The 24,171-nt window shown below is 72.2% G+C and carries 21 protein-coding genes; 9 read left to right on the forward strand and 12 right to left on the reverse strand.

Features of this window, described 5'->3' with window-relative positions; translation table 11 throughout:
• Positions 1-15: 15 nt before the first annotated feature.
• Entirely contained in the window at positions 16-1,662 is a 1,647-nt protein-coding gene (dacB, locus tag JK359_RS27320) for a D-alanyl-D-alanine carboxypeptidase/D-alanyl-D-alanine endopeptidase (protein WP_372445491.1), read from the reverse strand.
• A gap of 79 nt (positions 1,663-1,741) precedes the next feature.
• On the opposite strand from dacB, the gene JK359_RS27325 reads away from it, so the two are divergent.
• Together JK359_RS27325 and JK359_RS27330 are read left to right on the forward strand one after the other, a co-directional pair.
• Positions 1,742-2,233 (forward strand): inorganic diphosphatase, encoded by a 492-nt coding sequence (locus tag JK359_RS27325; RefSeq protein WP_184975399.1) that lies wholly within the window; start codon positions 1,742-1,744, stop codon positions 2,231-2,233.
• 136 nt (positions 2,234-2,369) lie between these two features.
• Complete coding sequence (locus tag JK359_RS27330; protein ID WP_201840995.1) at positions 2,370-4,025, forward strand: threonine/serine exporter family protein; 1,656 nt, start codon at positions 2,370-2,372, stop codon at positions 4,023-4,025.
• 24 nt (positions 4,026-4,049) lie between these two features.
• On the opposite strand, the gene JK359_RS27335 is transcribed toward JK359_RS27330, so the two are convergent.
• On the reverse strand, positions 4,050-5,063 hold the full coding sequence (locus JK359_RS27335; RefSeq protein WP_236678548.1) for a DedA family protein: 1,014 nt from the start codon (positions 5,061-5,063) through the stop codon (positions 4,050-4,052).
• Positions 5,064-5,275: 212 nt separating this feature from the next.
• Positions 5,276-6,040, reverse strand: a complete 765-nt coding sequence (locus tag JK359_RS27340; protein WP_201841000.1) for a MerR family transcriptional regulator — start codon at positions 6,038-6,040, stop codon at positions 5,276-5,278.
• 133 nt (positions 6,041-6,173) lie between these two features.
• Between JK359_RS27340 and JK359_RS27345 the strand changes: the two genes are divergently transcribed.
• Positions 6,174-7,460: an ion channel protein gene (locus JK359_RS27345; RefSeq protein ID WP_201841002.1), complete on the forward strand. Its 1,287-nt coding sequence runs from the start codon at positions 6,174-6,176 to the stop codon at positions 7,458-7,460.
• 27 nt (positions 7,461-7,487) lie between these two features.
• Positions 7,488-8,894, forward strand: a complete 1,407-nt coding sequence (gene gad, locus JK359_RS27350) for a glutamate decarboxylase (protein WP_201841005.1) — start codon at positions 7,488-7,490, stop codon at positions 8,892-8,894.
• 52 nt (positions 8,895-8,946) lie between these two features.
• Here the strand turns inward: gad and JK359_RS27355 are convergent, their stop codons facing one another.
• From JK359_RS27355 to JK359_RS27365, 3 genes are all read right to left on the reverse strand, one after another.
• The gene (locus tag JK359_RS27355; RefSeq protein WP_201841007.1) at positions 8,947-9,486 is read right to left on the reverse strand and encodes a DinB family protein; all 540 of its coding nucleotides are present in this window, start codon (positions 9,484-9,486) and stop codon (positions 8,947-8,949) included.
• Between the two features lie 176 nt (positions 9,487-9,662).
• A complete protein-coding gene (locus JK359_RS27360) occupies positions 9,663-11,123 on the reverse strand; it encodes an aldehyde dehydrogenase family protein (RefSeq protein ID WP_201841009.1) in 1,461 nt (486 codons plus the stop codon).
• A 92-nt stretch (positions 11,124-11,215) separates the two neighbouring features.
• Positions 11,216-12,052 carry a Sco1979 family transcriptional regulator gene (locus JK359_RS27365; RefSeq protein WP_504739958.1) on the reverse strand — a complete coding sequence of 279 codons (837 nt, stop codon included), beginning with the start codon at positions 12,050-12,052 and terminating at the stop codon, positions 11,216-11,218.
• Between the two features lie 332 nt (positions 12,053-12,384).
• Between JK359_RS27365 and JK359_RS27370 the strand changes: the two genes are divergently transcribed.
• Positions 12,385-12,882, forward strand: a complete 498-nt coding sequence (locus tag JK359_RS27370) for an ATP-binding protein (protein WP_201841011.1) — start codon at positions 12,385-12,387, stop codon at positions 12,880-12,882.
• A 135-nt stretch (positions 12,883-13,017) separates the two neighbouring features.
• Here JK359_RS27370 and JK359_RS27375 read toward each other — a convergent pair whose 3' ends face one another.
• From JK359_RS27375 to JK359_RS27390, 4 genes are all read right to left on the reverse strand, one after another.
• A complete protein-coding gene (locus tag JK359_RS27375; RefSeq protein ID WP_201841013.1) occupies positions 13,018-13,287 on the reverse strand; it encodes a DUF397 domain-containing protein in 270 nt (89 codons plus the stop codon).
• 146 nt (positions 13,288-13,433) lie between these two features.
• The gene (locus JK359_RS27380; RefSeq protein ID WP_201841015.1) at positions 13,434-13,895 is read right to left on the reverse strand and encodes an SRPBCC family protein; all 462 of its coding nucleotides are present in this window, start codon (positions 13,893-13,895) and stop codon (positions 13,434-13,436) included.
• Positions 13,892-14,239: an ArsR/SmtB family transcription factor gene (locus JK359_RS27385; RefSeq protein WP_201841017.1), complete on the reverse strand. Its 348-nt coding sequence runs from the start codon at positions 14,237-14,239 to the stop codon at positions 13,892-13,894. The genes JK359_RS27380 and JK359_RS27385 overlap by 4 nt, the downstream gene beginning before the upstream one ends.
• Positions 14,240-14,246: 7 nt before the next feature.
• On the reverse strand, positions 14,247-14,621 hold the full coding sequence (locus JK359_RS27390) for a VOC family protein (protein WP_201841020.1): 375 nt from the start codon (positions 14,619-14,621) through the stop codon (positions 14,247-14,249).
• 625 nt (positions 14,622-15,246) lie between these two features.
• Here JK359_RS27390 and JK359_RS27400 point away from each other — a divergent pair.
• On the forward strand, positions 15,247-15,714 hold the full coding sequence (locus tag JK359_RS27400) for a hypothetical protein (protein WP_372445493.1): 468 nt from the start codon (positions 15,247-15,249) through the stop codon (positions 15,712-15,714).
• 188 nt (positions 15,715-15,902) lie between these two features.
• On the forward strand, positions 15,903-16,418 hold the full coding sequence (locus tag JK359_RS27405) for a DUF4232 domain-containing protein (protein ID WP_201841197.1): 516 nt from the start codon (positions 15,903-15,905) through the stop codon (positions 16,416-16,418).
• 3 nt (positions 16,419-16,421) lie between these two features.
• On the opposite strand, the gene JK359_RS27410 is transcribed toward JK359_RS27405, so the two are convergent.
• Complete coding sequence (locus tag JK359_RS27410) at positions 16,422-17,531, reverse strand: DUF2786 domain-containing protein (protein WP_201841024.1); 1,110 nt, start codon at positions 17,529-17,531, stop codon at positions 16,422-16,424.
• Between the two features lie 150 nt (positions 17,532-17,681).
• On the opposite strand from JK359_RS27410, the gene JK359_RS27415 reads away from it, so the two are divergent.
• Complete coding sequence (locus JK359_RS27415) at positions 17,682-18,428, forward strand: Clp protease N-terminal domain-containing protein (RefSeq protein WP_201841027.1); 747 nt, start codon at positions 17,682-17,684, stop codon at positions 18,426-18,428.
• 280 nt (positions 18,429-18,708) lie between these two features.
• Positions 18,709-20,397, forward strand: coding sequence for a bifunctional 3'-5' exonuclease/DNA polymerase (locus JK359_RS27420; RefSeq protein WP_201841030.1), 1,689 nt, complete (start codon positions 18,709-18,711; stop codon positions 20,395-20,397).
• A 19-nt stretch (positions 20,398-20,416) separates the two neighbouring features.
• Here JK359_RS27420 and JK359_RS27425 read toward each other — a convergent pair whose 3' ends face one another.
• Positions 20,417-23,854, reverse strand: coding sequence for an AfsR/SARP family transcriptional regulator (locus JK359_RS27425; protein ID WP_236678529.1), 3,438 nt, complete (start codon positions 23,852-23,854; stop codon positions 20,417-20,419).
• Positions 23,855-24,171 lie beyond the last annotated feature (317 nt).

Genomic DNA, 24,171 nt, shown 5'->3' on the forward strand with positions numbered 1-24,171 from the left:
CGGCTCCGCGCGCGGTCAGCGGCAGCCGCACCCGGCGAGTGCGGTCGCCGCTCTGTCCAGTGCCGCCCGGACCTCGTCGGTGTTCCGGCTCTGCGTCGCGTCGAAGGCCAGGAAGGCGAAGGCCAGGAGGCGGCCGTCGCGGTCGACGACGGTCCCCGCCAGGGTGTTGACGCCGCTCAGGCTGCCGGTCTTGGCCCGCACGACGCCGGAGGCACCGTCGGCGTACCGGGTGCTCAGGGTGCCGGTGAAGCCGGCCACGGGGAGGCCGGTGAGGGCCGGGCGGAGGCCCGGGTGGGCGGGGTCGCCCGCCTTGACCAGCAGGGCGGTGAGCAGTCCGGCGCTCAGCCGGTCGTCGCGGTCGAGGCCGCTGCCGTCCTGGAAGACGGCGCCGGACATCGGCAGCCCGAGCTTGCGCAGCTGGGTGGCGATGGCCTTGGCACCGCCGTCGAAGCTCGCCGGTTCACCGCTCGCGATCGCCGTGTGGCGGGCCAGGGCCTCGGCGATGTCGTTGTCGCTCTGGGTGAGCATGCGTTCGACGAGGGTGGACAGCGGGGGTGAGGAGACAGTGGCGAGGGTCTCCGCGCGCGTGGTGGCCTTGGAGGGGCCGGGCGACGTGGTGGTGATGCCCGCGTCCTTCAGGAAGGCCGCGAACTTGGCCGTCGCGTCCGCCGCGGGGTCGCTCACGCGGATCGCCGTGCCGCTGGCGGAGTCGTCGGTACGGCCTTCGTCGGCGGTCAGGGCGACGACCGGGGCGATGTTCTCGTCGTGCCCGATGGGGTGCAGGACGGGGCCGGTGTAGAGGGTCGTGTCGTAGGAGAGGGTGATCTTGTGGATGCCCCGCTTCCGCAGGGCCTCGGCGGTGCCGGTGGCCAGCACCCGCAGGCTCGCCCAGTTTCCCCCGCTCTCGGCCTCGCTCGGGCGGGAGGTGCCCCCGTCCTCCGGGCGCGCGGTGAGGGTGGGGTCGCCGCCGCCGACCAGGACGAGTTCCCCGGTGTCGGGTTCGAGGACGGCGCGGGTGGTGAGGCGGTGGTCGGGACCGAGGGCGGACAGGGCGGCGACCGCAGTGGCGATCTTGGTGGTGGAGGCCGGGGTGAGGGCCTTGCCGGCGTCGGTGTCGTACAGGCGCTCACCGGTCGCGACGTCCACGACGGCGGCGGCCCGGGTGTCGCCGAGCGCGGGGTCGTCCAGGAGGGGCCTCAGGACGTCCGTGAGGGCCTTTTCGTCCGGGGCGGCCCGCTTGGTGCCGACCGCCCCGCCGGTGCCGCCCAGTCCCGTCAGGACCGGCGCGGCGCTCGGGGCGGGCCGGCGTGCCGCAGCGGCCGTACCGGAGCCGTGATCTGCGCCACCTGCCCGCTCCAGGGCGGCGGCCCGGTCCCGCTCGGCCGTACGCTGACCGTTGGCGTCCCAGGGGCCGGCCGCGGTCACCACTCCGGCGGTCAGCGCCAGGCCGGCGGTGGCGGCGCCCGCGGTGTACTGCCAGGTCCTGAGGGTCCGCGGACGGGGGAGACGGGGGAGGTGCGCAGGCCTGAGGGCCTTCGTCACTCGCGCGACCCTCGGCCCCGCGGCCGTCACGGCGCGCGCCAGACGCGGTCGTACGGCGTTCGCGAGCCGCACCACCTGCGGTCTCGCGGCTCGCCAAGGCCTCAGCTCTGGCACGACCACCAGCCCCTTTCGCGATCACACACCTGCGTGAGGGACACTTAACCACCAGAACTATGTGCTGATCATGGAGGAGCCACCGGTGGAGTTCGACGTCACGATCGAGATCCCGAAGGGTTCGCGGAACAAGTACGAGGTGGACCACGAGACCGGCCGGATCCGCCTGGACCGTCGTCTCTTCACCTCGACCGCTTACCCGACCGACTACGGATTCGTCGAGAACACCCTCGGCGAGGACGGCGACCCGCTGGACGCGCTGGTCATCCTGGACGAGCCGACCTTCCCGGGCTGCCTGATCAAGTGCCGCGCGATCGGCATGTTCCGGATGACGGACGAGGCGGGCGGCGACGACAAGCTGCTGTGCGTCCCGGCCACCGACCCGCGCGTGGAGCACCTGCGGGACATCCACCACGTGTCCGAGTTCGACCGCCTGGAGATCCAGCACTTCTTCGAGGTGTACAAGGACCTGGAGCCCGGCAAGTCGGTCGAGGGCGCCAACTGGGTGGGCCGCCAGGACGCCGAGGTGGAGATCGAGCGTTCGTACAAGCGCTTCAAGGAGCAGGGCGGTCACTGACCAGCCCGGTTCTTCGCCGAGCGGGCCGTACGCGTGTGCGTGCGGCCCGCTCGCACGTCTGCACACATGCGTCGGCAGTGGGTACGTGTGCGCATACTGAGGCGTACGGAAGGTGTCGTTCAGGGAGCGGTGCGAGGTGACGGAGGCGGAGGACCGCAAGCCCCGGTCCGACGAGGCGCGGTACGACCCGGAGATCACGTCCGAGTTCGCCGTTCCGGCGGGTCTCGGTGTCCTGAAGCCCGGCGGTGAGCCGGAGACGACGTCCGAGTTCGCGGTGCCGGAGGGGCTGGAGACGCCGCAGCCGCCGAGCGCCGAGCCGGAGGGGTCGGCGTTCAGCACACCGAGCACGTACAGCGCGAAGAGCGCCCCGGCCGCGTTCACGCCGGCCGCGGGGGTGCCGCTGGTCAGCCTGGTCAAGGACGCGCCCTGGCAGGACCGGATGCGCACGATGCTGCGGATGCCGGTGACCGAGCGTCCGGCGCCGGAGTCGGTGCAGCGCACGGAGGAGGGCGGCCCGGCCGTTCCGCGCGTGCTGGACCTGACCCTGCGTATCGGGGAGCTGCTGCTGGCCGGCGGTGAGGGCGCGGAGGACGTGGAGGCCGCGATGTTCGCGGTGTGCCGGTCCTACGGCCTGGACCGGTGCGAGCCCAACGTCACCTTCACACTGCTGTCGATCTCGCACCAGCCGTCGCTGGTGGAGGACCCGGTGACGGCGTCCCGGACGGTACGGCGGCGGGGCACCGACTACACGCGGCTCGCGGCCGTGTTCCGGCTGGTGGACGACCTGACCGACCCGGAGACGCATGTCTCGCTGGAGGAGGCCTACCGGCGGCTGGCGGAGATCCGCCGCAACCGGCACCCCTATCCCGGCTGGGCGCTGACCCTGGCGAGCGGGCTGCTGGCCGGCGCGGCCTCGATGCTGGTCGGCGGCGATCTGATCGTGTTCGTCGCGGCGGCCCTGGGCGCGATGCTCGGCGACCGGCTGGCGTGGCTGTGCGCGGGGCGCGGGCTGCCGGAGTTCTACCAGTTCACGGTGGCCGCCATGCCGCCAGCCGCGATCGGGGTGGCGTTCGCGCTGGCCCATGTGGACCTGAAGGCGTCCGCGGTCGTCACCGGTGGGCTGTTCGCGCTGCTGCCGGGGCGGGCGCTGGTCGCGGGCGTCCAGGACGGCCTGACGGGCTTCTACATCACCGCGTCCGCACGCCTGCTGGAGGTCATGTACTTCTTCGTGGGCATCGTCGCCGGGGTGCTGGTCGTCCTGTACTTCGGGGTGAAGCTGGGCGGCAAGCTGAACCCGGACGCGGCCCTCGGCATCTCCGAACGGCCGCTGATCCAGATCGCGGCCTCGATGCTGCTGTCGCTGACCTTCGCGGTGCTGCTCCAGCAGGAACGTTCGACCGTGCTCTGGGTGACCCTCAACGGAGGGGTCGCCTGGTCCGTGTACGGGGCGATGCACTACGTCGGTGACATCTCGCCGGTGGCGTCCACGGCCGTCGCGGCGGGGCTCGTGGGTCTGTTCGGTCAGCTCCTGTCGCGGTACCGGTTCGCGTCCGCGCTGCCGTACACGACGGCGGCGATCGGGCCGCTGCTGCCCGGTTCGGCGACCTATTTCGGGCTGCTGTCGATCGCGCAGAACGAGGTGGACAAGGGGCTGGTGTCGCTGGCCAAGGCCGCGTCGCTGGCCATGGCCATCGCCATCGGGGTCAATCTGGGTTCGGAGATCTCGCGGCTGTTCCTGCGGGTCGGCTCCGCCGGGAAGCGCAGGGCCGCGAAGCGGACGAGGGGCTTCTGAGAAGGCGCCCCTCCCCCGCGCCCGCTACCGCTGCCGGTGGTCGTACGGGTAGCCGTTTTGGTCGTACTGCTGCTCGGGGTACTGCTCGTGCTGCTGGTACTGCTGCTCGGGGTACTGCTGGTACTGCTCCTGCGGGTACGGCTGCCCGTCGTACTGCTGCTGCGGGTGCTGCTGCGGGTGCTGCTGCTGCGGGTGCTGCTGCTGGCCGTAGTACTGGTTGTCGTGGCCGCCCTGGTTCCAGTACTGCTGCTCGGGCCGCTGCCCGTAGGGCTGTTCCGGCTCGTAGGGCTGTTCCGGCTCGATGCGGCGCAGGCGGGTCGTGGCGTCGTCCATGACCGGGGGCTGCGAGTACTGCGCCTGCTGGTGCTGCGGCTGCTGGGGGGCCTGCCGCTGCGGGGTCTCCGGCCGGGCGGCGGCCTTCTTGTTCTTGCCACGGGCCCGCAGGAACTCGATCGCGATCGGGATCACCGAGACGAGGACGATCAGGATGAGGATCGCCTCGATGTTGTCCTTGACGAAGGCGTGCTTGCCGAGCCAGGAGCCGAGCAGGGTGACGCCCGCGCCCCAGAGGACGCCGCCGACGACGTTGAAGGTCAGGAACGAGCGGTACTTCATGCCGCTGACGCCCGCGATGATCGGCGTGAAGGTGCGCACGACGGGCACGAAGCGGGCGAGGACCAGGGACTTCGGGCCGTACTTCTCGAAGAACTCGTGCGCCTTGGTGACGTTCTCCTGCTTGAACAGCCGCGAGTCCGGGCGGTTGAACAGGGACGGACCGACCTTCTTGCCGAACATGTAGCCCGCCTGGTCACCGAGGATCGCGGCGACGCAGATCAGCGCGATGGCGCCCCACAGCGGGAAGTCCAGGTCCCCGGACGTGATCAGCAGACCGCAGGTGAACAGCAGCGAGTCACCCGGCAGGAAGAAGCCGATGAGCAGGCCGGACTCGGCGAAGACGATGAGCAGCAGGCCCCAGATGCTGTACGTGTCGAGGAGATAGTTGGGATCGAGCCAGCTCGGGCCGAGGGCGAGTGTCATCACGGGTCCGGGCTCCTGACGGGGGAAGGCGGGTGCGGCGGCTGGACGTCGCTGGTGCCGCACAAAGCTACCAACGTGATGCGACCGCCCCAGGTTCCACCGGTGGCTTCCAGGATGCACTCCGCCGGGACCTGGTCAAAGCCGTGACCCGGCCGAGGAGCGCGCTGGGGCACGGCGGTGGTCCCGGCCCGGGGCGAGCCCGGGCCAGGACGTCACGACGGGGTGTGCCGGGCCCCGTTCGCCACGATGGCGTCCCGCATGTACACGGCCAGACCGGCGCGGACGGCCTCGTACGTCGCGGTGAAGCGCTCGTCGGCGACGTACATCTCGCCCAGGCAGGTGTGCATCTCGTGCGAGCAGTCGTAGTACGCGCCCGCGATGAACCTGCGGTGGTCCTCGGCGACGTCCATGGCCGCCTCGGAGTCCGCGGGCACACCCTCGGCCAGCAGGCCGGCCATCCGGCGGTGGATCGCGTCCATCTCGCCGTTGATCCGCTTCCAGTCCTCCTTGGTGTACGAAGCGGTCCGGTGCTGCGACTGCCGGTAGGCCTCGGTGTCGCCCCAGCGCTCCCGGATCTCGTCGGCGTACTGCTCCGGATCGTGGTCGCCGAAGACCTCGAACTTCTCCTCCGGCGTGAGGTCGATGCCCATTTTCTGCGCCTCCATGGCGTGCTCCACGGCCGCGGCCATCTTCTGCAGTTGCTCGATCCGGACGGTCAGCAGCCGGTGCTGGCGGCGCAGGTGCGCCCGCGGGTCCGCGGCCGGATCGTCGAGCAGGACCGCGACCTCGTCGAGCGGGAAGCCGAGTTCCCGGTAGAACAGGATCTGCTGGAGCCGGTCGAGGTCGGCGTCGGTGTAGCGCCGGTGGCCGGCGTGCGTCCGCTCGCCGGGCACGAGCAGGCCGATCTCGTCGTAGTGGTGCAGGGTGCGCACCGTGATGCCGGCGAACCCCGCGACCTGTCCCACGGAGTAGCTCACTTTCCGCTCCTTCGGTCGGTACGCACTCCACGCTGACGCCTTACGCGGCGTGAGGTGCAAGCCGCGTTCCCTTCCGGGGTGCGCTGCGGACATTCGGGATGTTGGGTGCGTTTTGTCCGCTTATGGTGAGCCCGTGGCCCAGGACACGACGCAGCAGGCGCCCCCGAGCGCGCCCACGGCCCCGGCACGGGCCCTGCTGCCGTTCATCCTGCCTGCCGCCGCCGTGGGCGTGACCGCGAGCCTGGTCTTCGTCGGGGCGAGCACGGCGGCGGAGCAGCTCCAGCACCTGCTGTGGGGACCGCTGCCGGACGCGCTCGGAGTGGGGCGCTACTCGGTGCTGTGGATGTTCGTGATGCTCCTCGCGACCGGGATCGCCGTCGGGCTGGTGGTCTGGAAGGTCCCCGGGCACGCGGGTCCCGATCCGGCCACCATCGGCCTGGACGCGCCGGTCATGCCACCGGCGGTGCTGCCCGGCCTGGTACTGGCCACCATGCTGATGCTGGCCGGCGGCCCGAGCCTCGGCCCGGAGAACCCGATCATCGCCGCGAACGTGGGACTCGCGGCCTGGCTCGGCGGGCGGCTGATGCCCCGGACGCCCGGCGCGCTGTGGCCGGCGCTGGCCGAGGCGGCGACGCTCGGCGCGCTGTTCGGCACACCGGTGGCTGCGGCGCTGGTCATCACCGAGGCGCTGACCGGCCGGCCGATGCAGGGCAGGCTGTGGGACAACCTGTTCGCGCCGCTGGCCGCCGGTGCGTTCGGGGCGATGACGACCACCCTGGTGTCCCACCCCACCTTCGAACTGAGCCTCCCGCCCCTGGGCCGGGTCGACGGCGGGGACATGCTGTCGGCCGTCGTGGTCGCCTCGGCGGCCGCGCTGCTCGGCATGTGTGCCGTCCGCGCCTTCCCGTACGTCCACACGGCCTTCCACCGGCTGCGCCACCCGATGCTGATGCTCCCGGCGGGCGGGCTCGTCCTGGGCGCCCTGGCGGCCCTGGGCGGCCGTCTGACGCTGTTCAAGGGACTGTCGGAGGTCGATGAGCTGGCCCGCGACCCGGAGGGGTGGTCGGCCGGGCAGTTCGCCGTGATGACGGTGGTGAAGCTGGCCGCGCTGCTCGTCGCCGCGTCCTGCGGCTTCCGGGGCGGCCGGATCTTCCCCGCGGTCTTCGTCGGCACCGCCTTCGGTCTGTGCGCCCATGCGCTCGTCCCGGGCGTGCAACCCGCGGCGGGCGTTGCGGCAGGAGTGCTGGGCATGCTCCTGGCGGTCACCCGGCAGGGCTGGGTGAGCCTGTTCACGGCCGCGGCACTGATCGAATCGCCCGGGATCCTCGCCCTGTTGTGCGTCGCCTCACTGCCGGCCTGGCTGCTGGTGACGGGCCGTCCGCAGATGCAGTTGCACCCGGACGGCACCCCGGTCCGCTGATCCCTTCTTCCCCCCGGAGGCACACCCATGGCCCTGCACAAAGGTCCCGCCGAGCACGAGGAACGGACGCTGTCGGTCAACCCCTTCTTCGGGGAGGCCAACCCCGTCGGCGGCATGACCGAGGCCCCGCCCACGCACCGGCTCCCGGACACCCCGCTGCCGCCGTCCACGGCGTACCAGCTGGTGCACGACGAGCTGATGCTGGACGGCAACTCGCGGCTGAACCTGGCCACCTTCGTCACCACCTGGATGGAGCCGCAGGCCGGGGTGCTGATGGCGGAGTGCCGGGACAAGAACATGATCGACAAGGACGAGTACCCGCGCACGGCCGAGCTGGAGCGGCGCTGTGTGGCGATGCTCGCCGACCTGTGGAACGCGCCGGACCCGGCGGCGGCCGTGGGCTGTTCGACGACCGGCTCCAGCGAGGCGTGCATGCTCGCCGGGATGGCGTTGAAGCGGCGCTGGGCGACACGGAACGCCGACCGCTACCCCGGCGCGCGGCCCAACCTGGTCATGGGCGTCAACGTCCAGGTGTGCTGGGAGAAGTTCTGCAACTTCTGGGAGGTGGAGGCCCGGCTGGTGCCCATGGAGGGCGACCGCTTCCACCTGGACCCGCAGGCCGCCGCGGAGCTGTGCGACGAGAACACCATCGGCGTGGTCGGCGTCCTCGGCTCGACCTTCGACGGGTCCTACGAGCCGGTCGCCGAGCTGTGCGCCGCCCTGGACGCCCTCCAGGAGCGCACCGGCCTCGACGTCCCGGTGCACGTGGACGCGGCCTCCGGCGGCATGGTGGCGCCCTTCCTGGACCAGGACCTGGTGTGGGACTTCCGGCTGCCGCGAGTGGCGTCGATCAACACCTCCGGGCACAAGTACGGGCTGGTCTACCCCGGGGTGGGCTGGGCGCTGTGGCGGGACAGGGAGGCCCTGCCGGAGGAGCTGGTCTTCCGGGTCAACTACCTGGGCGGGGACATGCCGACCTTCGCGCTCAACTTCTCCCGGCCCGGTGCCCAGGTGGTCGCGCAGTACTACACGTTCCTGCGGCTGGGCCGCGACGGCTACCGGGCGGTGCAGCAGTCGACCCGGGACGTCGCGGTCTCGCTCGCCGGCCGGATCGCGGAACTCGGCGACTTCCGGCTGCTCACGCACGGGGACCAGCTGCCGGTGTTCGCGCTCACCACGGCCGACGACGTCACGTCGTACGACGTGTTCGACGTCTCCCGGCGGCTGCGCGAGAGCGGCTGGCTGGTGCCCGCGTACACCTTCCCGGCCAACCGGGAGGACCTGTCCGTGCTGCGGATCGTGTGCCGCAACGGCTTCTCCCACGACCTGGCCGACCTGTTCCTCGCCGACCTGGCCCGCCTGCTGCCCGCCCTGCGCCGGCAGCCGCACCCCCTGACCCGGGACAAGGAGGCGGCCACCGGGTTCCACCACTAGGTGATGGCCGGGGTCATCGCCGTACGGCCGCCGGCCCGTTCCGGCGCACGGGCTATCCGGCCTGCTCCAGGGCCACCAGTTCGAACGCCGTCTTCCCGTCCAGCGACTCGCGGATGATGTCGGCGTGGCCGGCGTGCCGGGCCGTCTCGCGGATCAGGTGCAGACACAGCCAGCGCAGCGAGACGCGGCCCTCCGGCGGGAACCAGGGGTCCGGCGGCAGCGGGAAGGTGTCGTCCAGGCTGGGCGCGGAGCGGATGAACTTCTCGGTCTCCGCGGCCACCTGCTCCCAGTACGCCAGCTGCGAGGCGACCGTCTCGTCGCCGACCAGCTGGAACGTCTCGTGCCAGTTCGACTCGTCCCGCTGCACCCGCGGCGGCTCCTGCCGGGCCCGGGCGAGCCAGCCCTGTTCCACCTCGGCGACGTGTTTGAGCAGCCCGCCCAGGGACAGCTCGCTGGCGCTCGGCCGGGTACGGGCCTGCTCCTCGGTCAGCCCGAGCAGCGCCCGGCGGATCCCGCCGCGCTGTTCCTCGATGAACGCGAGCAGCGCTCCCCGCTCGTCGCCCTTCGCCTCCGCCGGAACGTGCATGACCATGTCCGCCGCCTTTCGCCGGGCTCTTCGCCGGGACCGTTTCCCCGACACGTACGAAGCTACGGCCCATCGAGGTCAGTTGCTGTCCTAAAGGCCCCGGCGCACCGAAGAAGGTCCTGCGTGCCGAGGATCGGGCCGGCGTATGGGAACCGGCCCGACGGCCCCGGGAACGGGCCCGGCTAGAACGGGAATCCGCTGCGGCCGTGCTGCACGGAGATCCACTTGACCGTGGTGAAGGCCTCCAGCGTCGTCTCGCCGTTGAGGCGCCCCAGACCGGAGTGCTTCTCGCCGCCGAAGGGCACGATCGGCTCGTCGTGCACGGTGCCGTCGTTCACGTGGAACATGCCGGTGTCGATCCGCTTGGCGAAGGCCACGCCCCGCTCGATGTCACCCGTGTGGACGGCGCCGCTGAGGCCGTACGGGGTGTCGTTGACGATCCGGACCGCCTCCTCCTCGCCGTCGAACGGGACGAGGAAGACGACGGGGCCGAAGACCTCCTGCCGGAGCAGCGCGGAGCCGGCCGGCAGGCCGGTCAGCACGGTGGGCTCGACCAGGTTGTCGGTCGTGCCGCCGCGTACCAGGGCGGTGGCGCCCTCGGCGAGCGCCTGGTCCACGGCGCCCGCGACGGCGTTGGCCTGCGCGGAGTTGATCACCGGGCCGATCACGGTCTCCGGGTCGCGCGGGTCGCCGACCTTGAGGGTGCGCACCTTGGCGACGAACCTCTCGGTGAACTCGTCCGCGAGGGAGCGGTCCACCAGGACCCGGTTGGCGGCCATGCAGACCTGGCCCTGGTGCACGAACCGGCTGAAGACCGCCGCGTCCACCGCGTAGTCGACGTCGGCGTCGTCCAGGACCACCAGGGCGCTGTTGCCGCCCAGTTCGAGGATCGAGCGCTTAAAGTTCTTGGCGCAGACGGTGGCGACGTGCCGACCGATCTTGTCCGAACCGGTGAAGGATATGACCTTCGGGACCGGATGCTCGATGAACGCGTCGCCGATCTCGGCGATGTCGGTGACGACGACGTTGAGCAGGCCGCCCGGCAGCCCGGCCTCCTCGAAGATCTTCGCGATCAGGGTGCCGCCGGCGACCGGGGTGTTCTGGTGCGGCTTGAGCACCACGCCGTTGCCGAGCGCGAGGGCCGGGGCGACCGACTTCAGCGACAGCAGGAAGGGGAAGTTGAAGGGGCTGATCACGCCCACGACGCCGACCGGCACCCGGTAGACGCGGTTCTCCTTGCCGTCGGCCGGGGAGGGCAGGATCTTGCCCTCGGGGCGCAGCGCCAGGTGGATCGACTCGCGCAGGAACTCCTTGGCGAGGTGGAGTTCGAAGCCGGCCTTCACGCGCGTGCCGCCCAGCTCCGCGATGATCAGGTCGGCTATCTCCTGCTCACGGTCCTCTATCAGCCGCAGCGCCCGCTCCAGGACCCCGCGGCGGGCGTAGGGGTTGGTCCCGGCCCACTCCTTCTGGGCGCGGGCGGCCGCGCGGTAGGCCTGGTCCACCTCGTCGACCGTGGCCACCGTGATCGAGGCCAGCTTCTCGCCGTCGTAGGGATTGAAGTCGATGACGTCCCAGGAGCCGGTGCCCGGTCGCCACTCACCGTCGATGTACTGCTGGGCCAGGTCGCTGAAGTAGGACGACATGTGATCCCTCAATCACTAGCGGGGCCAGATCCTGGTCACGATCTGATCGCACGTCATCGTACTTGCGCATCAAGAGAGTTGGAGAAGTCGTATCAGGAGAGTTGGAGAAGTCCCCGGAGAAGATCCCGGCTCTCGTCCGGGCCCGGGCTGTCCTGCTGCAGCTCCTTCAGGGCCTGCTCGTACTGGGCGACGTCCTCGCGCTTGTCCAGGTAGAGGGCGCTGGTCAGCTGCTCCAGGTAGACCACGTCGGACAGGTCCGCGTCGGGGAAGCTGAGAACGGTGAAAGCGCCGCTCTCGCCGGAGTGGCCGCCGAAGCTGAACGGCATGACCTGCAACCGCACGTTGGGGCGCTGGGAGACGTCGATCAGGTGCTGGAGCTGGCCGCGCATGACGTCGCGGTCGCCGTAGGGGCGGCGCAGGGCGGCCTCGTCCAGCACGATGTGGAACTCGGGGGCGTTGTCGGAGAGCAGGTACTTCTGCCGCTCCAGACGCAGCGCGACGCGGCGTTCGACGTCGGCGGTGCTCGCGCCCTTCATGCCGCGCCGGACCACCGCGCGGGCGTACTCCTCGGTCTGCAGCAGGCCGTGCACGAACTGCACCTCGTACACGCGGATGAGGGACGCGGCGCCCTCCAGGCCCACGTAGGTCGGGAACCAGCTGGGCAGGACGTCGGTGTAGCTGTGCCACCAGCCCGCCACGTTGGCCTCCCGGGCGAGGGAGAGGAGCGACTCGCGCTCCGCCTCGTCCGTGATGCCGTAGAGCGTCAGCAGGTCTTCGACGTCCCTGGTCTTGAAGCTCACCCGGCCCAGCTCCATCCGGCTGATCTTCGACTCGGAGGCGCGGATCGAGTAGCCCGCCGCCTCGCGCGTGATCCCCCGTGCTTCACGCAGTCGCCTGAGTTGCGAGCCGAGCAGCATCCGCCGCACCACCGATCCGGGCTCTCCCGCGCTCACGTTCGCCAGCCTCCCCAACCGTCTTAGGGCCCGCAGTCTGCCACTAAAACACTTCGAGCAGTACTCGTACGGTTACGGAAACGGAAAGAGCCCGGCCGTTTCTGTCGGGTCCGGACCGGGAAGAGGTCCGGACCTCTGACGGTGGCCGTCGTCAACTTGGCAGAAAAAATGGCCAAGAAGCGGTACGGGCAACCCCATTTCGGTCGCGTGCACGTGCATCTGCCCTTGCATCTGCGTGACGCATCCGAAACCATGGTGCCGCGCCACCGCTGCATCGCAACGACCGCGAATTCCCGGGAGTGCCTCGCATGGGGACGAATGGATCGACCATGCTCAAGCCGTTACGGCAGGGCCTTCCGCCGCTTGATCCCGCGGCCGTGTCCGATGCCGCCTCCTGTGCCCTGCCCGCCCGGTTCGAAGCGGTCCGCGAGGCCCGGCGCTTCACCCGCGGCACCCTCGACCGGTGGGACGTCGGCGACCGTTTCGACGACATATGCCTCGTCGTCTCCGAACTCGTCACCAACGCCCTGCGCCACGCGGTGCCGGCCGGCGAGTGCCGCGGCGGTGAGCAGAGCCCGTGCGTGCGGCTGCATCTGATGCGCTGGAGCGAGCGGCTGGTGTGCGCGGTGCGCGACCCGAGCCACGAGACCCCGGTCCCGCGGGACTCGGACGACTTCTCCGCCGAGTCGGGCCGCGGGCTGTTCCTGGTCGAATCCTTCGCCGACAGCTGGGGCTGGCACCCGCTCGCGGGCAGCCTCGACGGCAAGGTGGTCTGGGCGCTGTTCCGGCTCCGGACGGCCTGCTGACCGGGTACGGACGCCTGCGGACGCCCGGGTCTACGCGCGTACACCCGTCGCAGGAAGCTCCCACTGCAGCGGAGCGCCCGGCGGAGCCACGCCCGACATCGTTGCCACCCGGCTCTCGCGACGGGCGCGCCGCCCTCAGCTCACTATCAGATGGTCGAACTCGCCGTCCTTGATCCCGAGCAGCATCGCCTCGATCTCCGCACGCGTGTAGACGAGCGCCGGCCCGTCCGGGAAGCGCGAGTTGCGCACGGCGACGTCACCCCCCGGCAGCCGCGCGAACTCCACGCAGGAGCCCTGCGAGTTGCTGTGCCTGCTCTTCTGCCAGGCCACGCCGCCCAGCTGCGTGGCAGCCATGCCGTTGTACACGTCGTACCCCCCGTACACGCCGTCAACGTCGCGGTCCACAGGTCGCTCCCCGCTGGTGCACTGGCTGGTGTGGCCATAGATGCTGTAGTCAACTGACCCGGATCATAGCTCTGTTCATGTGCACTTGCATGAGCAGATGCACGTGCACGGGGGGTGGTTCCGCGGTTACAGCTTTGACGTCCGCTTTACCCAAGCCGTTCCAGCGCCTGCCCCAGAGCAGGCAGGACATGCTCCCGCCAGCCCCCGCCCATGATCGTGCGAGCCATCATCTGAGCCGGATCGTCCGGATCGAATCCCTCGTGCACTAGGAAGAGACGCGTACCGCGCCCCTCATGTTCCAGGGTCCAGGTGACGGTCCAGTCCGCCGGGTTGGCCGGATCGGCATCCGCCCAGCGGAGGGACAGCATCCGCTCGGTGTCGTAGGCCAGCACCTCGACCTCTACGACACCGGAGAAACGGGAGTTGGGACGCGGGACGGAGGTCATCCGGTACCGGTGGCCGACCTGGAGCCGGAAGTCCTCGGCACCGGGCATCTGCCATTCGGCGAGCAGTCCGGGCTCGGTGAGGGCCCTCCAGACCTTGGCGGGCGGGTGCGGGAAGAACTGGTCGACACGGACGGTGGTCAGGTCGTCAGGGGCTGGGCTCATGGCTGGTCATCGTCGGGCATGCGGTCGAGCAGGGCGCCGAGGCCGGTCAGCCGGCCGCGCCAGAACCGCTCGTACGGATGGAGCCAGTCCTGCACATCGGCGAGCGGGGCCGCTTCGAGGCGGTAGATGCGCTGCCGGCCGGAGCGCTGCTCGGAAACGAGACCGGCCTCCCGGAGCACCTTGAGGTGTTCGGAGAGGCTCGGGCGACGCATGTCGAAGTGCTCGGCGAGCGCCTGCACGGGCTGCGGGCCGCGTTCGCGCAGCAGCCGCAGCACCTCGCGGCGCGTGGCGTTGGCCAGGGCGGCGAAGACACGGTCCTCGGCGGCGGTACCCGTCCCGTTCATGAAGCGCTCAGAAGCCTTCCTTCTCCGTCAGCAGCATCAGACCGTTGCCGTCGGGGTCCGTGAAGGAGGCCATCCGCCCCCAGGGGAGTTCGTCCGGCCCCTGCACGGGGGTGCCGGCCGCGGTGAGCCGGGCGCAGTCCGCGTCGACGTCGGTCGTGACCAACATGATCCCCCGCGCGGAGCCGGCCTCGAAACCGCCCATGCCAGGACCCGAGAGCGTGAAGACGGTCTGCGCACCTTCGGGGGCCACCTGCAGCCAGCGGCCCTGGGGCATGTCCCGGTCGGCGGTCACCTCCATGCCGAGGACGTCCGTGTAGAAGCGCAGGGCGCGGTCCTGGTCGGAGACGGGAAGCGTGACGAAGGAGGCGTGCGTGATGGTCATACCGAGAGGATAGGTAGGTATTCTCCTACGCGTCAACCGTAGGAGGATCCCTACCCATACCCCTTCACCTGCCGCTGTACAGCAATAAGGGCCATCTCGCCCGCGTTCCCTCACGGGCCGCGCCGGCAGCCGTTGCTGCTGTGCGGTGATCCGAGTGCCCCGCCGGCCGCGGATGTTGCCGCGGCCGGAGAGCCTCCGCGGCACGCGCGGCGCTAGCGGACTGGCCGCGCGGCCGTCTCAGCCTGCGCCGGCTCGCCCACCGGGGCTTCCTGCCCGGCGTCCGGAAGTCCTCCTGGTGAGTGTGCTGGTAGCTTGCGAGCGGGCCGTCCGGCCAGGGCGGCCGGCCGCTACCGCTCGGGAGCTTCCGGTGACTACTGCGAGTGCTTCAGGTGTTTCGACCGCGTCGGCCGCTGCCGCTTGTGCCGCCGCGTCGGCCGCTGCTGGTTCCGTTTCCGTGTCGGCCGCTGCTGGCTCCGTACCCCTGTCCGCCGCTGCCAATTCCGTTCCCGTGTCGGCCGCTGCCGGTTCCGTTCCCGTGTCGGCTGACGGTGGGTCGGTGACCGCAACGGCTGCTGGCACCTCGGCGGCCGCTCCGGGGAGTGCTGTGGCCGGGGCGCGGCGGCTGGTGCGGGTGGGGGCGCTGGCCGCAGGGCTGGTGGGCGCGGTGGCGCTGACGGCTTGCAGCGGTGACGGCTCCGGGGACGGGGACCGTTCCTCCGCCGCGCCGAGCGCGACCACGGCCACGGGCCCGGCGCCCTCCCCGTCCGTGTCCGGTGCGTCCGCGACGCTCCAGGGCAGCTGGATCACCACCGCCGACGGCAAGATCGTGGCCCTGGTGATCACCGGCAAGCAGGCGGGAATCCTCGCGACCGGTGGGAGCATGTGCAGCGGGACCGTGGGCGCCGAGGGCGGCATGCAGATGATCCATCTGGAGTGCGCCGACGGCGGCAAGGACCGGGCCATCGGCATGGTGGACTCGGTGACCGACAAGACCCTCAAGGTCACCTGGTCGGGCAAGGCCGGCCAGGAGACGTACACCAAGGCCGAGGGCGGGAAGCTGCCGTCCGGGTTCCCGAGCCACCTGAAGCAGTGAATTCGGGGAGCCTCCCGAACGCACCGGGCGGTGCCGACGCAGGCCCGGGTACGCCTCGCCCGGGCGGTCGTCGCCGGCCGGGCGGGCACACCGGTTCCGGCTGTCGTCGCAGAGGGGCGCGCGAGCGGGCCCCCGACGCAGGGGCCATGATGCAGGGACACCGTCATCACGTGGACAGGGACCTGCTCATGCGCGCCATTCCGCTCACCGTCACCGCCCTCGCCGCCGCCCTGCTGCTGACCTCCTGTGACGACGGCGGGAGCAAGAACGGCGACAGCGCCGGCTCGGCCTGTGAGATCGGCGGGGTCTCGGTGCAGATCGGGTCGGCGAGCGTGGCCCCCGCCGCCGGGGACACCGGCGAGATCCCCGTCAGCATCACCAACCAGAGCGCCCCCTGCACCCTGGACCACTTCGCGCACGTCTCGCTGGACTCCGGCGCCGCCGACACCGCCGTACCCGTCCTCAAGGGCGCGAAGGCGCAGCAGCTCAAGCTCGCCAAGGGCGACTCCGCGTCCTTCTCCATCGGCTACGTGCGCGGCAAGGACGGCGACAAGAACACCGTGGCGGCGAAGACCGTGAAGATCAGCCTGCCCGGCTCGGACACCACCCGCAGCTTCCCCTGGTCGTACGGCCCGGTCGCGGGCAAGGCCGACGGGAGCGGGCCGGACGCCTCCGTGAGCGCCTTCCAGCAGGTCGGCGACTGACCCTCATTCCAGTCGCGGGCGGGCTCTGACCTGCGCACGGTCCGCGGCGCGGGCGCCCTCGGTCCAGCCCGCCGCGTCGCTGACGCCGCGCAGCCGGGTCGTGGTGGTCTCCGGGAACATGCGCTCCAGCCGGCCGGTGACGGCTATGTCACGGGTGGCCAGCACCGGCAGCAGGTCCTGGGTCACCTGGGTCTCGGCCACGGCGGCGAGCCGGTCGCCGACGCGGTGCACGTAGGCCGCCAGGAACGACTGCCTGAAGGTCTTGGTCCGCTTGCGGCCACCGGCCCGCTGGGCCGCCTCCGCCCTGGTCATCGCATGCGTGGCCTGCACCAGCAGCGAGGTGTAGAGCAGCTCGACCGACTCCAGGTCCGCCTCGAAGCCGACGACCGTGGAGAAGCCGAGCGATTCGTTCCACACGGCGCGGCAGTGGTTCGCCGTCGCCACGGCGTCCAGCAGGACCGCCTTGGCCTGCTCGTACGGCGGCTCGACCCCGATGCGGCAGGCGCCGGGTGCGTCGGGGGCAGGGGCTTCGGCGGCGAGCAGTGCCTCGTCCACGCTGTGCCGGGCCATCAGCTCCTGTGCCTTCGCGCTGAGCGCCTCCGCCTCCTCCGGATAACCGGTCGCCTCGGCCTTGGCGAGCAGCGCGCGGATGCGGGCGAGCATGCGGGAGGCGCCGGGGCCCGGGGCGCGGCGGGACTCGTCCTCCAGGGGCTCCAGCGTGGGCAGCCGCAGCAGCAGCCGGTACAGCTCCAGCGTGGCCGTGGCCCGCGAGAAGCGGTCGGCCGTGCGCTCGGGACCCGTGGGCAGCGCGGCCAGCTGGTCGGCCCAGCGGCGGCCGCGCGGGCGGTCCCGCCCGGACTGGGCGCGGATCAGCGCGGCGGCCAGGCCGGCATGCACGTCGTCCAGCTCGCGCCGCACCAGCCGTACGACATCGGCGGGCTGCCAGCCGCGCTGCCAGGCCGACGCCACGAAGTCCTCGCCGCGGCGCGCGAGTTCGGCGTCGGCGGCCGGGTCGGCGGCGAGCAGGGAGGCGCCCGTGTCGAGGCCGGTGTCGGTGTCGTCGTAGAGGGCGGCCCGGAAGGCCCGCTCGACGGTGCTGGGAGTGCTGGTCACGCCGTCGATCGTGCCATGCGGCACCGACAGCCGGGACGGTCGTCCACAGCCTGTGGACAAGGGGGGCGGCGCGTGGCGCCTCGAGCCGGATGAGAAGCGACTGACAACCATTGGTTGACGCCCCATGAAGCGCAACCTACGGTTGACAGCATGGCGACCAATCCGAACATCACGGCATCCGTACGCCTCGACGACCTCATCAAGGCGATCAAGAAGGTTCACCCCGAACCCCTCGACCAACTCCAGGACGCGGTGATCGCCGCCGATCACCTCGGTGACGTGGCCGACCATCTCATCGGGCACTTCGTCGACCAGGCACGGCGCTCGGGCGCGTCCTGGACCGACATCGGACGGAGCATGGGCGTCACCCGGCAGGCGGCGCAGAAGCGGTTCGTACCCAAGGAGTCCGCCGAGCTGGACCCCGGCCAGGCGTTCGGCCGGTACAGCCAGCGCGCACGGAACGTGGTCATGGCCGCGCACAACGAGGCGCTGGCCGCCCGCAACGCCGAGGGCCGCCCCGAGCATCTGGTCCTCGGCCTGCTGGCCGAGCCGGAGAGCCTGGCCGCGAAGGCGATCACCGATCAGGGTGTCCCGCTGGACTCCGTGCGCCGGGCCGCGACCGCAGCGCTGCCGCCCCCCGCGGCCGACGTCCCCGACCTCGTCCCCTACGGCCCGGAGGCCAAGAAGGCCCTGGAACTGACCTTCCGCGAGGCCCTGCGCCTCGGCCACGACTACATCGGCACCGAGCACCTCCTGCTGGCCCTGCTGGAGCACGAGAACGGCCGGGGCGTCCTCAGCGGTCTCGGCATCACCAAGCCCGCCACCGAGGAGTACGTCAGCAAGGTGCTGGCACTGCTGCTGGAGCAGCAGCCGGGGGCGGACGACTCCTCGAAGTAGCCGGTGATCGTCGGGAGACGGCGCCGGGGAGTGGGGCTCGGCCGGCCGGGAGCGACGGCGGGCGCGCGCGGCCGGCCGAGCCGGGAGTAGCCCTGGACGGTTGCGGGAAGTAGCCGTGGACGGCTTCGGAAGTAGCCGTGGGACGGCATCGAGGAGTAGCCCCGGACGGCTTCGGGAAGTAGCCGTGGACTGCTTCGGCGAGTAGCACCGGAAGTAGCCTCGGAGGGGGCGAAGTCGCAGGTCAGGGCGATTGTCAGACCCTCCTGCCACACTCGCAGTCATGACCGACCGGTGGGCGCTCGCACCGGCCGAGGACGGTGGCGCGGACGTCGCCCCCCTCGGCCCGGACGGGCTGCCCGCCGGTCCGGTGCGGCGGGAGAGCGATCTCGCCGCGGCGGTGCGGAGCCGCCCGGAGGTCACGCGCTGGGTGTGGCGGTCGACCGCCGAGGTCTACCCGCGTCTGCTCGCCACGGGGGTGCGAGTGGAGCGGTGCTACGACATCGAGGACGCCGAGACACTCCTGCTGGGCCACGAGGGCCGGTACGGCGAGCCACGCTCGGCCGCTGCCGCCCTGGCCCGCCTCCGCGGCGGCCCGGTCCCGCCCGACCCGCCGCAGCGCGCGGCCGAACCGGGCGCCCAGTCACCGCTGTTCGAGCCGGCCGGCACCCGCCTGCCCCTGCCGGACCTGCTCGCGGTCTACGCCGAACAGCTCCGGCGGCACGAGAAGACCTCCCACCCCGACCGGATGCGGCTGCTGACCGCCGCCGAGTCGGCCGGGATGCTGGTGGCCGCCGAGATGAACCGGGCGGGCCTGCCCTGGAGCGCCGAGGTCCACCGCGGGCTGCTGCACGACCTGCTCGGCGACCGGTACGCGGGCGGCGGCGAGCCACGCCGGCTGGCCGAACTGGCCGAGGAGGTGTCTGCCGCCTTCGGCCGCCGGGTGCGCCCGGACCTGCCCGCCGACGTGGTCAAGGCCTTCGCACAGGCCGGGATCAAGGTGAAGTCCACCCGCCGCTGGGAGATCCGGACCATCGACCACCCGGCCGTCGAGCCCCTCCTCGAGTACAAGAAGCTTTACCGCATCTGGGTGGCCCACGGCTGGTCCTGGCTGCAGGACTGGGTGCGCGACGGCCGCTTTCGTCCCGAGTTCCTCGCCGGCGGCACGGTCACCGGGCGCTGGGTCACCAACGGCGGGGGCGCACTGCAGATCCCCAAGGTGATCCGGCGGGCCGTGGTGGCCGACCCCGGCTGGCGACTCGTGGTGGCGGACGCCGACCAGATGGAGCCGCGCGTGCTCGCCGCGATCTCCCGCGACCCCGGCCTGATGGAGGTCGCCGGCCGCGCGAGCGACCTCTACCAGGCCGTCTCCGACCGCGCCTTCTCCGGCGACCGGAACCAGGCCAAGCTCGCCGTGCTCGGCGCGGTCTACGGCCAGACCTCCGGGGACGGCCTGAAGAACCTGGCCGCGCTCCGCCGCCGCTTCCCGAAGGCCGTCGCCTACGTCGACGAGGCGGCCCGCGCGGGCGAGGAGGGCCGGCTGGTGCGCACCTGGCTGGGCCGCACCTGCCCGCCGGCCGCCGGCGCGGGCGAGGACACCGCGGAGGAGGCGGGCATCCCGGTCGGCGAGGAGGAGCCGGAGGGCCAGGCCGGCTGGGCCCCCGGGTACGCCTCCACCAACTCCCGCGCGCGAGGCCGCTTCGCGCGGAACTTCGTCGTCCAGGGCAGCGCCGCCGACTGGGCGCTGCTGCTGCTCGCCGCGCTGCGCCGGGCATGTGCGGAGCTGAAGGCCGAGCTGGTCTTCTTCCAGCACGACGAGGTGATCGTGCACTGCCCCGCCGAGGAGGCCGACGCCGTGGCCGAGGCCATCCGGGAGTCCGCCGCCCTCGCCGGCCGGCTGACCTTCGGCGAGACACCGGTGCGCTTCCCGTTCACGACGGCGGTGGTGGAGTGTTATGCCGACGCCAAGTGAACTGCTCCGCAGGGCCTGGTCAGCCTTCCAGAAGCTCGCGCAGCTCGGCCAGGAGTGCCTGTTCGTCCGTGCCGTCGAGCGCCGCGAGCGCCGCGCGCCAGGCGTCGTGCGCCTCCGCCCGCAACCCCTGGGCATGCAGCAGCAGCCCGCGCTGGTGCAGAGCCAGCCCGCCCATGTAGCGGTCGGCGCGGGCGTCGGCGCGGCGCAGCAGCTCGGTGCACTCGCCGGCCGCCCGCTCGGTCTGCCCCAGCCGGCGCAGCGCGCGGATCAGGCCGAGCCGGGTCTGGGACTCCCCGTGCCAGTCGCCGTGGCCGCCCAGGATGCGCAGGCTCTCCTGGAAGTGCCGGGCGGCGGCGGCCGGTTCACCGAGGGCGAGCTGGGCGTATCCGATGTTGCAGTGTGCCGAGTGCTGCACGATGACAGCGCCGATCGTGTCCCCGATCGCCAGCGAGCGCCGGTGCTGCTCGATGGCGGCGCGCGGGTCGGTGTGCTCGTAGAGGTTGCCGAGGTGGCTGTGGGTGACGGCCTCGCCGTAGGGGTCGTTCAGCAGCCGGGAGTACCCGAGGCTCTGCCGCAGCGCCTTCTCCGACTCCTCGAACCGCCCGAGCCCCTCCAGCAGCAGCCCGCGGTTGTTCAGACAGCGCCGGATCCGGGAGAGCGCGCCGAGCCGCCGCCAGATCGCCAGGGCACGGTCGGTGAGGACGAGGGCGTCGTTCTGCCGGCCGGTCAGGAAGTGCAGGCCCGCGAGGTCCCCGAGCGCATACGCCTCGGCCGCCGGGTCCCCCAGTCGCCGCGCGGCACCGAGCGCGGCCTCGCCGAGCACCTCCATCTCGGCGACCCGGCCGCTGCGCTGCACGTACGGGAAGATCAGCCGCGCCAGCACCGAGAGGGCGGCTGCCGTGGGCAGGTCTCCGGTGCCGGCGTTGCGTGCCACCAGGGCGACGACGTTCTCCAGCTCCACCTCGCCCCAGGCGAAGGCCTCCTCGGCCGACTCGAAGGGGTCCAGGGCCGCCACGTCCACCGCGTGCTCCGCCGGCTGGGCGGAGGTCGGCCGCCGCCGGTCGTCGTGGTCGAGCCCGGGCTCCACGACCGCCGTCAGCACCCGCTCGGCGACGGCCGCGTACCAGCGCAGGGCGGTGCGATCGGGGGTGCCGGCGGCCCGGGCGGCGTCCGGGTCCGCGGCGGACGCCGGGTCCGGCCCCGCCAGTTCGCGGGCGAAGTCGCGGACCAGGTCGTGCGGGGCGTAGCGGCCGTACGCCGTCTCCTCCAGGAGGGCCACGTCGACCAGACGGTCCAGGGCGGTCTCGGCCCGGCGTTCGTCGGTGCCGGTGAGGCGCGCGATCAGCGGGGCGCCATAGGTCGGCAGGTCGAGCGCGCCGATGTGGCGCAGGGCGAGGGCCGCGTCCCGGTCGGCCTCGCGCTCGGCGGCGGCGAGCGCGTCGTGGGCGACGGCCAGAGAACGCCGGACGCTCAGGTCGTCGTACTCCAGGTGGTGCAGACGTCCGCCCGTCTCGGCCAGTTGGCTCGCCAGGACGTCGGGGGTGAGCGCACGGCGGGCGGCGAGCCGCGCGGCGACCACGCGCAGCGCCAGCGGCAGCCGGCCGGTCAGCTCGACCAGGGCGTGGCCGGCGTCCAGCCCCTCGCGGCCGCTCACCGCGCGTAGCAGGGCCGCACTGTCCTCACCGGACAGCGGGGACAAGGGGAAGCGCCGGGCGCCGTCCAGCGCGGTCAGCGGGGAGCGGCTGGTGACGATCACGGCACAGCCGGGCCCGGCCGGCAGCAGGGGCCGCACCTGGGCCGCGTTCGCCGCGTCGTCCAGCACCAGCAGGATGCGGGCGGGCGCGAACAGCGAGCGGAGCAACGCCGCGGCGGCATCCGGGTGTTCAGGGATGTTCCGGGGCTCGGCGCCCAGGTCCCGGAGCAACGCGGTGAGGGCCTGGCCGGCGGTCAGCGGGGTCATGCCCGGGGTGGCGCCGTGCAGGTTGACGTAGAGCTGACCATCGGTGAAACGCTCCCTCAGCTCATGGGCGACATGGAGCGCCAGGGCGCTCTTCCCCACGCCCGCCATACCGCTGATCACGGCCACGGCGGGCCCCGGGGCGGGCGGCTCGGTCAGCGCGTGCCGCAGCGCCCGGCGCACCTCGCAGCGACCGGTGAAGTGGGCCGGCGGGGCCGGGAGCTGGGCCGGCCGCGGGGCCACGGCGGACGCGTCACCGTCCCGCACGACGGCAGGAGCCGCCTCACCGGTACCGGACCCGTCCAAGCCCGTTTCCCCGGGCGGCTCTTGCCCGTCACGGCCGGCCGACGGCGTCGGGCCGCCGTGCCCGCCCTCCTGCTGCCGCCGTCCCGTGCCGTCTCCCCGCAGCACCTCGACATGCGCGTCGCGGACCGCCGGCCCCGGTTCGATGCCCAGCTCCTCCACCAGGCGGGCACGCAGATCACGGTGGACGGCGAGGGCCTCGGCCTGGCGGCCGGTGCGGTGCAGGGCGAGCATCAGCTGCCGGTGGTACGCCTCACGCAGCGGATACTCGGCGACCAGGGCCGCCAGCTCCGGCACGAGCGCGGCCAACCGTGTACCGCCGAAAGCGAGTTCGGCGTCGTAGCGCCACTCCAGCAGGAGCAGCCGGGCCTCCTCCAGGCGCTGCACGAGGGCGTAGCCGCCGAGGTCGGCGGGGAGCCCGCTGAGCGGGGTACCGCGCCAGAGCGCCAGCGCGGCGGTGCAGGCACGGACGACGCCCGGCCAGTCCCCTCGGCCGTGCGCGCCACGCGCCTCGGCGACCCGGGCGTCGAAGACGTGCACGTCCAGCTCGCCGTGCTCGACGCGCAGCACATAGCCCGGCGGTACGGCCCTGAGCCGCTCGGGGTCGTCCAGGAGCCGGCGCAGCCGGGCGACATGGTTGTGCAGGGAGGCCTGCGCGGAGACGGGCGGCGCACCGCCCCACAGCGCGTCCTTCAGTGACTCGACCGACACGACCCGCCCCGGCTCGAGCAGCAGCGCGGCGAGCAGGGCACGGGCCTTCGGACTGCCGATGGCCCGGAGGCCGTTGTCGGTGCGGGTGCCGGTGCGGGTGCCGGTGTCGGTGCCTTTGTCGGTGCCGGTGCCGGTGCGGTTGCCGTTGTGGGCGCCGGTGCCGGTGCTGCCGGCCCCGGCCTTGCCGGTCGAGCTGCCGGGAGCGGGATCACGGGTGGCGCCGCGGGGGTGACCTAGGGCGGGGTCACCACTGGTGCCGTGGCCGTCGGCGGCGTCGCGATCACCGGCGGCAACGCGGTCGCCGGTGGCATCGCGATCGCCGGTGGCGTCGTGGTCGCCGGTGGCGTCGTGGGAGGGATCGCCACTGGCGCGGTAGGAGGGATCGCCACCGGCGTCACGGGAGGGGTCGTACGAGATTCCGGACGGCGGTCGGTCGTAGAGGACCGGTGGTCCCAGCAGTCCGAAGCGCAGCTCGCACCGCCGCATCACGCCGCTCCACTGCCTTCCCACGCGGTCGGGGCCGACCGTGCTCCATGACGGGCGGGTGCCCGCCGTCGCTTGGCGGAATTCCGCCCTGCCCACAACGGTTTCCCGCCACCTTCTGCCAGCCGTTCCGGCGCCGGAACCGCCCGTTCCCCGGGCTGTTTCCGTTGCCGCCGGACGACTTCCGGCCAACCGGTCCGCGACCTGCCGACGAACCGTTGGCCACATGTTAGCGATCCGTTGGCGAATCCTGATGTGATCATTCCATCGGATCCGGCCCGACGGCGCGCGCGTATGTCGCGTAACTCGGGGGAGTGTCG

The organism is Streptomyces actinomycinicus, from assembly GCF_016741775.1.
GTDB classification, from domain to species: Bacteria; Actinomycetota; Actinomycetes; order Streptomycetales; family Streptomycetaceae; genus Streptomyces; species Streptomyces actinomycinicus.